Raw genomic sequence first — 6,821 nt, forward strand, 5'->3', positions numbered from 1 at the left:
GTTGAGCGCGCCTGCGAGTCGAAACCTGTGCGGGTCGCTCGATCCCGACTCGCGGACGCTCGCTCGATCGGCGGGCGCTCGTCGGCGTTCCGCCGGCGGGCACCGGCTCAATCGGCGGAGGCGAGCGCCGCGGCCACGAGCTCCTGCGCGGCCTCCTGCACCTCGGCCAGGTGCTCCGGCCCGCGGAACGACTCGGCGTAGATCTTCATGACGTCCTCGGTGCCGGAGGGCCGCGCCGCGAACCAGGCGTACCCGGTCTGCACCTTCAGCCCGCCGATGGGGGCGCCGTTGCCGGGCGCCGTCGTGAGGACGGCGGTGATCGGGTCGCCCGCGAGCTCGGTGCCGCTCACGTCGTCGGGCGAGAGCGCGCCGAGGCGGGCCTTCTGCTCGGGCGTGGCCGCCGCATCCGTGCGGGCGTAAGCGGGATCGCCGAAGCGCGCGATGAGCTCGCGGTAGCGCTCGGATGGCAACTGCCCGGTGACGGCCTGGATCTCGGCCGCGAGCAGCGCGAGCAGGATGCCGTCCTGGTCGGTGCTCCAGGCGGTGCCGTCGAAGCGCTGGAACGAGGCGCCGGCGCTCTCCTCGCCGCCGAAGACGAGGCTGCCGTCGGAGAGGCCCGGAACGAACCACTTGAAGCCGACCGGCACCTCGAGCAGCTCGCGCCCGTGCGCAGCGACCACCCGGTCGATCAGCGCCGACGAGACGAGCGTCTTGCCGACAGCGGCGGCGGCCGGCCAGCCGGGCCGGTGCGCGAGCAGGTAGTCGATCGCCACCGCGAGGTAGTGGTTGGGGTTCATGAGCCCGCCGTCGGAGGTGACGATGCCGTGCCGGTCGGCGTCGGCGTCGTTCCCGGTGACGATCGGGTACAACCGCTGGTACTCCTCGACCGTCGACATGACGTGCCGCGACGAGGGATCCATGCGGATCCTGCCGTCCCAGTCGAGGTGCATGAACCCCCACTGCGGATCCACGCCGGGACCGAGCACCGTCAGGTCGAGTTCGTAGCGGTCCCGGATCGCCGCCCAGTAGGCCGCGCTCGCCCCGCCGAGCGGGTGGGCGCCCACCCTTACCCCGGCCTTCCGGATCGCCTCGAGGTCGATGACCTCGCCGAGCGACTCGACGTACTCGCCGAGGAAGTCGTAGCGCCCCACCGGCACCCCGCCGATCCCGTCCTCCGAGGCGCGCGGGATCGCGCCGACGCCGGCCGCCAGCAGCTCGTTGGCGCGCGCCGCGATCCAGTCGGTCGCCTCGCCGTCGGCTGGTCCGCCGTGGGGCGGGTTGTACTTGAAGCCGCCGTCGGACGGCGGATTGTGGCTGGGGGTGACCACGATGCCGTCGGCGCGCTGCGGGTCGTCGTCGGCGCGGTCGCGGTTGTGGGTGAGGATCGCGTGGCTCACGGCGGGCGTCGGCACGAAGAGCTCGTCGCCGCTGCCGGACTTCGCCAGCACGTGCACGCCGGCGGCCGAGAGCACCTCGCGCGCCGTGTGCTCGGCCGGGGACGAGAGCGCGTGGGTGTCGGCGCCGATGAACAGGGGCCCGCCGATGCCCTGCGCCGCGCGGTACTCGGCGATGGCCGCGCTGATCGCGACGATGTGCGCCTCGTTGAAGGATCCCCGCAGCGAGGACCCGCGGTGACCGGAGGTGCCGAACACGACGCGCTGCGAAGGGTCGGCGGGATCCGGCACCACCTCGGTGTACGCCGCGATCAGCGCGTCGACATCGATGAGATCCTGCTGCTGCGCCGGCCGTCCCGCTCTCTCGTGCATGCTTCCAGTGTGCCAGGCGGGCCGGGTCGGCTCCAGAGCGGGATCGCCCTGCGCACCTCGCGGAGACGGCGTCGACCGTTCGGGCGACCTGCGCGAGCGGAGCCGGTCATGCTGCGCGAGCGGAGCGAGTCGCAGTACGCAGGATCCATCACCGCCATGGATTCTGCGACTCGCTCCGCTCGCGCAGAATGACAGGAGGACGGATCTTGCGACTCGCTCCTCGCGCAGAATGACGAGGACGGACTCCGGGCGCCGGGGCGCGACTACGCCGCCGGGGTCGCGGCGATCGCCGTGAGCTCCACGAGCATGGCGGGGCGCGCGAGCTCGGCGACCCCGACGGCGCAGCGCACCGGCACCTCGGAGCCGAAGCGCCGCGCGTACACGGCGTTGAACGGTCCGCGGTTCACCGCGAGATCCCGCAGGTAGATGGTGAGATGGGCCACATCGGCGAGCGAGGCCCCGACGCGCGCGAGCTCCTCCTCGAGCGCGTCGATCACCAGCTCCGACTGCGCCTCGATGCCCTCCGCGAGCACGCCGTCGGCGTCGACGGGGATGACGGTGACGTAGGCGGTCCCGCCGATCACCGTCACGTCCGAGGAGAGCGCGCCCCCCGAGTCCTCCGGGAGCCGCCGCACGCCGGCGCCGCGGGCGCTCATGCGCGCACCCCCGACGGCTCGAATCCCTCGTCGTACATCCGCTTCCAGTTGCCGTAGAACACCCGGTGCGCCTCATCCGGGGTCAGCAGGCCGCGCTCGACGAGGCGATCGCGCACCTCGCCGAACTTGTGGAAGTCGAAGTTGTCGATCCACGCCTCGGGCGGCGGGGCGATGTCGGGCCGCGACGCACCGTGCTGGGCGCGCCGGCTCCACCGCCCGTTGCGCATCCAGGCGATGTTGTCGGCCGGCGCGTTGGGATCGAGGTCGGAGCCGTACGCGACGTGGTCGATCCCGAGCAGCTCGACGTGATCCGCGATGAGCTCCGCCGATCCGTCGAGGCTCGCAGCGCGCTCGCCCGCGATGTTGTTGTAGGTGCAGACGCCCAGCACCCCGCCCCGCTCGACCAGGGCGCGCAGCACGTCGTCGCCCTTGTTGCGCGCGTGATCGTAGATCGAGCGCGCGTTCGCGTGGTTGATCGCGACGGGCCGGGCGGACGCCTCGATGGCCTCGAGCGAGGTGCGCTCCCCGACGTGGGAGAGGTCGACGATCATGCCGACGCGGTTCATCTCCTCGACCACCTCCTGGCCGAAGCGCGAGAGGCCCGTGTCGGTCGGCTCGTAGCAGGAGGAGCCGATGGCGTTCTGGATGTTGTAGGTGAGCTGCACGATGCGCACGCCCATGTTCCAGAAGTGCTCGATGAAGCCGATCCGGTCGTTGAACAGCGACGAGTTCTGCGTGCCGAGCACGATCGCGACCCGGTCGCCCGCCACGGCGTCGTCGATGTCGGCGCCGCTCCGCGCGATGAGCGCGAGGTCCGGGTTCTCGCGCACGAGGTCGTTCCACCTCGTGAGCGCGTCCATCGTCTCGAGCGCGTCCTCCCAGAAGGAGGCCGTGATGGTCACCGCGCGCAGCCCGCCGTCGCGCATCTGCTCGAGCAGCCCGCGGTCGTAGCGCCCGCACTGCAGACCGTCGATCACGGGTGCGCCGCTCATGCCAGCACCGCCTGGTGCGGGTTCCCGGACTCGCGGCGCAGGTGCAGGTAGGTCTCCTCGCTCACCTCGCCGAGCAGGTTCCCCTCCTCGTCGTAGAGCTGGGAGCCCGCGTGGCGGCGGGAGATCTCGGAGTCGGGGGTGAGCGCCTCGTTCGACTCGTGGAAGAGCCGCCAGAACTGGTCGGCGTCGAGCTCGTAGCCGTCGAGCAGGATCCGCCGCATGGCCGGTCCCGCGGCGGACTCCGCCGGCGACACGGGCGTCGGAGGGACGCGCTCGAAGGAGAGCGTCGCGGACTCGTCTCCCCCGCCGCCGGCCCCGGCGCCGTCCGCGCCCTCGATCCGGAACGCGACGCCGCGGACGGCCGCGTAGTCGCCGAGCGCCGCGAACAGGTCGATGCCGCGCACGTTGCGGACGAGCGCGGAGGACTCGCCGGCGGTCGCGGCGAGCGCCAGCTCGTCGATGAGCGCCGGGGCGAGGAGCACCGCCGGGGTCGACGCGCCGTCGAGCACGAGCCGGCCCTCCTCGCGGCCCACGACGAAGCTCGTCCGGGCGTCGGGGTAGCTCGCGCGGATCCGCTCCATCTCGGTCACGGCGTCGAAGCCCTCGGCCTGCGCCGCCATGATCGCGTCCCGCACGGCGTTGACCGCGTATCCCGGGCAGCCCCGGGAGTGCAGGTAGCGCCCCACCATGTGTCGCATCTCGCGGGCGGAGGCCCGCATCCTCTCGGTCATCGGGCGGCTCCGATCGTCGTCGCGGGCATCTGGGGGTAGCGGGTCTCGATCTCGAGGCCCTCGTTGAGGTCGGCGGCTGTCGGGGCGCCGAGGTAGATCAGCCCGAGGACGTTGCGGTCGTCGCCCTCGTCCACGGTGCGCAGCAGGCCGTGGACGGCCGAGTTCATGAAGCGCACGATCGAGACGGGGACGAACTCGTCCGAGAGCATGTTGATGTGCGGCGAGTGGTAGCGGAATCCGCGCAGCGACTGGATGCGCTCGATCGCCGCCCGCAGGTCGGGGCGCTCGCGCAGCAGCTCGCCGACGTGCACCGCGGTCGTCGCCCGCAGCGCGGCGTCGACGGCCTGCAGGTCGCCCGGGAGGTCGAGCGCCCAGTTGCGCCCGCCGTTCACCTCCGCGGCGGGCCCGCGGCGGGGCTCCTCCGCGTCGGCCGACTTGTACCAGACGTAGTGCCGGGCACCCGGCGCGTCCATGTCGATCTCGAGCGCCCACCCGTAGTCGCGATCGATGATCTCGCGGAGCTCGGAGAGCGTCATGGTGGCGTCGCAGACGAACTGCTCGGCGCGGATGCCGCCCTCGAGCGCCTCGACCACCCGGTCGTAGGGCAGCAGTTCGAGCAGGTTCGCGGCGACGAGCTCCCAGGCCTCGTCGCCGATCCGGCCCTCGAGCCGTTCGAGGAGCTCCGCGCCGGTCGTCGCGCCCCGCGCGGCGAGGCCCTCGAACTCGGCGACCGCGTCGTCGAGCTGCACCGCGACGCGGTGGGGGTCGTCGAAGCGCGCGTACACGTAGGGATCGACCCGGGCGAAGTCGGCCGCGCGCCGCAGGAGTCCGAGGTACTCCTCGTAGGCGGGCTCCTCCGGGCGCAGCGGCAGCAGCGCCGCCTCGGCGAGCAGCGTCTGCCGCTGCTCGAGCCAGGTGCCGACGAGCATGGGGTGGGTGTTCACGAAGAAGAGCAGCCCCAGCGCCGAGCCGTTGCCGATGCCGATCATGCGCCGCAGATCCCGGTCCAGCACGGCGGCGTCGGGGTTGCGGTGCTTCGCCATGGCCTCGACGAGGTCGGATGCGAACTCGCGCATCACGAACGCCGACAGCAGCTGCGCGTGCAGCGGCAGCCGCAGCGGGTGGTCGGCCTCGAGCGTGAGGAACGAGCGCGTCAGGAACGTGCCGTTGCCGTCGAGCCCGGTGTTGCGCATGAGGTAGCCGACCTCCCAGAGCGCGTGGGTGTCGGGCTGCCGGCCCTCGGCGAGCTCGTCGACGGTGTGGTTGAAGGCGCGGAAGCTGCGATTCGAGCGCGCCCACGTGAGCGTGCCGGGCACGGCGCGACCCGCGTAGAGCTTCGGCAGCTCCTCCCGGGTCGTGGCCCGGTCCTCCGCGGTCGTGGGCCCCTCGATGAGAGCCCCCATCATGTCCCAGTTCTGACCGGTGATCCGGCCCGTGCGTCCGTCCAGCGTCGGCTCGAAGCTGTAGATCACGAAGTCGAACACCCGGCCGGCCGTCGCATGCACCCGGTACAGGGCCTCTCCCTCGGCCCGCGCGTCGACGTCGAAGTGCACGCGCTCGAAGGTCCATCCCTCCTGCTGCATCTTCTCGAGCAGGCTCCGCCCGGCCGAGATCCGGCTGGCGGGCAGCGACTGCAGGCGTCCCGGCAGCAGCAGCTGATCGGGATCGAGGATCCGGCGAGGGACCTCGACGGACGGGGGTGTGATGGACATCGGCACTCCTTCGTGTTCTGGGGTTAGCTGAGCAGGATTCCGGCGCTCTGTTCGGTGAGATCCTCGATCGCCCGGGCGCCGGCCTCGAGCGATGAGAGCACGTGATCCGGCTTGGTGCGGCCGTGCGGCCAGTGCGCGGACAGCGCGAACCGCACGCGGCCGGGGGTGCGGCCGACGGGCACGGCGACGATCTCGATCGGATCGAACTCGTCGTCGACGAGCATGGCGTAGCCCTCGGCGCGCACTCTGGCCCGCTCCTCCTGGGGCGGGAGCTCGACGCCAGAGGCGTGGAGGCGGCGCAGCTCTGAGTCGACGAGGTAGCTCGCGAGCACCGAGCCCAGGGCGCTTCCCGCGATGCCGAAGCGCTGGCCGTGCTCGAGCGAGACGTGCACGTTCCTCGGCGGCAGCCCTCGCCCCACGATCGTGACGGAGTCGCCGTCGAGCGTGCCCAGGGAGATGCCCTCGCCCAGCTCCTCCGCGAGCCGGGTGAGCTCCTCCGAGATGCGCTCGTCGACGCTCGCGTGCCGCAGCGCCGCCTGTCCGAGACGGACTGGCGAGAAGGTCAGGGTGTACGAGCCCTGCGCGTCGGTCGTGAGCCACCCGCCCGCGACGAGCGTCACGAGCTGCCGGTGCACCATCGACCGCGATCCGCCGACCCGGCGGGCGATCTCGGACACGCCGAAGGGCGCGCTCGTCTTCGCGATCTCCTCGAGCAAGCGCAGCATCTTGAGGTTCGAGGTGAGCGGTGCCGTACCGCCCGCCCCGGGAACACTCTCAGTCATGGGATCTCCATTCTTCATGTCACCTATTTCGTGACACAGTTGCGCATTGCGTGACACGAAACTAACCAGCGATCTCGGATAAGTCAACTCGTTTTTCGGCAACACTCCCGCCTCGCCTGGATTTCATTCATTGGGTAACAAATCATGAAGACCTCTTGACGACGGCCGCATCACCGGTAATA

The 6,821-nt window shown here is 71.5% G+C and carries 6 protein-coding genes; all 6 read right to left on the reverse strand.

Features of this window, described 5'->3' with window-relative positions; genetic code table 11:
* Nucleotides 1–107: 107 nt before the first annotated feature.
* The 6 genes from pgm to ACWKZU_RS02855 all read right to left on the reverse strand — a co-directional run bounded on the left by pgm (nucleotide 108) and on the right by ACWKZU_RS02855 (nucleotide 6,639).
* Nucleotides 108–1,766, reverse strand: a complete 1,659-nt coding sequence (pgm, locus tag ACWKZU_RS02830) for a phosphoglucomutase (alpha-D-glucose-1,6-bisphosphate-dependent) (RefSeq protein WP_449280873.1) — start codon at nucleotides 1,764–1,766, stop codon at nucleotides 108–110.
* A 263-nt stretch (nucleotides 1,767–2,029) separates the two neighbouring features.
* Nucleotides 2,030–2,422, reverse strand: coding sequence for a RidA family protein (locus ACWKZU_RS02835; protein ID WP_449280874.1), 393 nt, complete (start codon nucleotides 2,420–2,422; stop codon nucleotides 2,030–2,032).
* Nucleotides 2,419–3,414 (reverse strand): dipeptidase, encoded by a 996-nt coding sequence (locus ACWKZU_RS02840; protein WP_449280875.1) that lies wholly within the window; start codon nucleotides 3,412–3,414, stop codon nucleotides 2,419–2,421. Before ACWKZU_RS02840 ends, ACWKZU_RS02835 begins: the two co-directional genes overlap by 4 nt.
* Nucleotides 3,411–4,145, reverse strand: coding sequence for a hypothetical protein (locus ACWKZU_RS02845; RefSeq protein ID WP_449280876.1), 735 nt, complete (start codon nucleotides 4,143–4,145; stop codon nucleotides 3,411–3,413). The genes ACWKZU_RS02840 and ACWKZU_RS02845 overlap by 4 nt, the downstream gene beginning before the upstream one ends.
* Nucleotides 4,142–5,857, reverse strand: a complete 1,716-nt coding sequence (locus ACWKZU_RS02850) for a hypothetical protein (RefSeq protein ID WP_449280877.1) — start codon at nucleotides 5,855–5,857, stop codon at nucleotides 4,142–4,144. Before ACWKZU_RS02850 ends, ACWKZU_RS02845 begins: the two co-directional genes overlap by 4 nt.
* 23 nt (nucleotides 5,858–5,880) lie before the next feature.
* A complete protein-coding gene (locus ACWKZU_RS02855) occupies nucleotides 5,881–6,639 on the reverse strand; it encodes an IclR family transcriptional regulator (protein WP_449280878.1) in 759 nt (252 codons plus the stop codon).
* Between the last annotated feature and the right edge of the window lie 182 nt (nucleotides 6,640–6,821).

The organism is Leucobacter sp. (genome assembly GCF_053528595.1).

Excerpts from the sequence above, each read along its gene's own strand:
- ACWKZU_RS02855 (WP_449280878.1), bottom strand. The coding sequence starts at position 6,639 with ATGACTGAGAGTGTTCCCGGGGCGGGCGGTACGGCACCGCTCACCTCG.
- pgm (WP_449280873.1), bottom strand. The coding sequence starts at position 1,766 with ATGCACGAGAGAGCGGGACGGCCGGCGCAGCAGCAGGATCTCATCGAT.
- ACWKZU_RS02835 (WP_449280874.1), bottom strand. The coding sequence starts at position 2,422 with ATGAGCGCCCGCGGCGCCGGCGTGCGGCGGCTCCCGGAGGACTCGGGG.
- ACWKZU_RS02840 (WP_449280875.1), bottom strand. The coding sequence starts at position 3,414 with ATGAGCGGCGCACCCGTGATCGACGGTCTGCAGTGCGGGCGCTACGAC.
- ACWKZU_RS02850 (WP_449280877.1), bottom strand. The coding sequence starts at position 5,857 with ATGTCCATCACACCCCCGTCCGTCGAGGTCCCTCGCCGGATCCTCGAT.
- ACWKZU_RS02845 (WP_449280876.1), bottom strand. The coding sequence starts at position 4,145 with ATGACCGAGAGGATGCGGGCCTCCGCCCGCGAGATGCGACACATGGTG.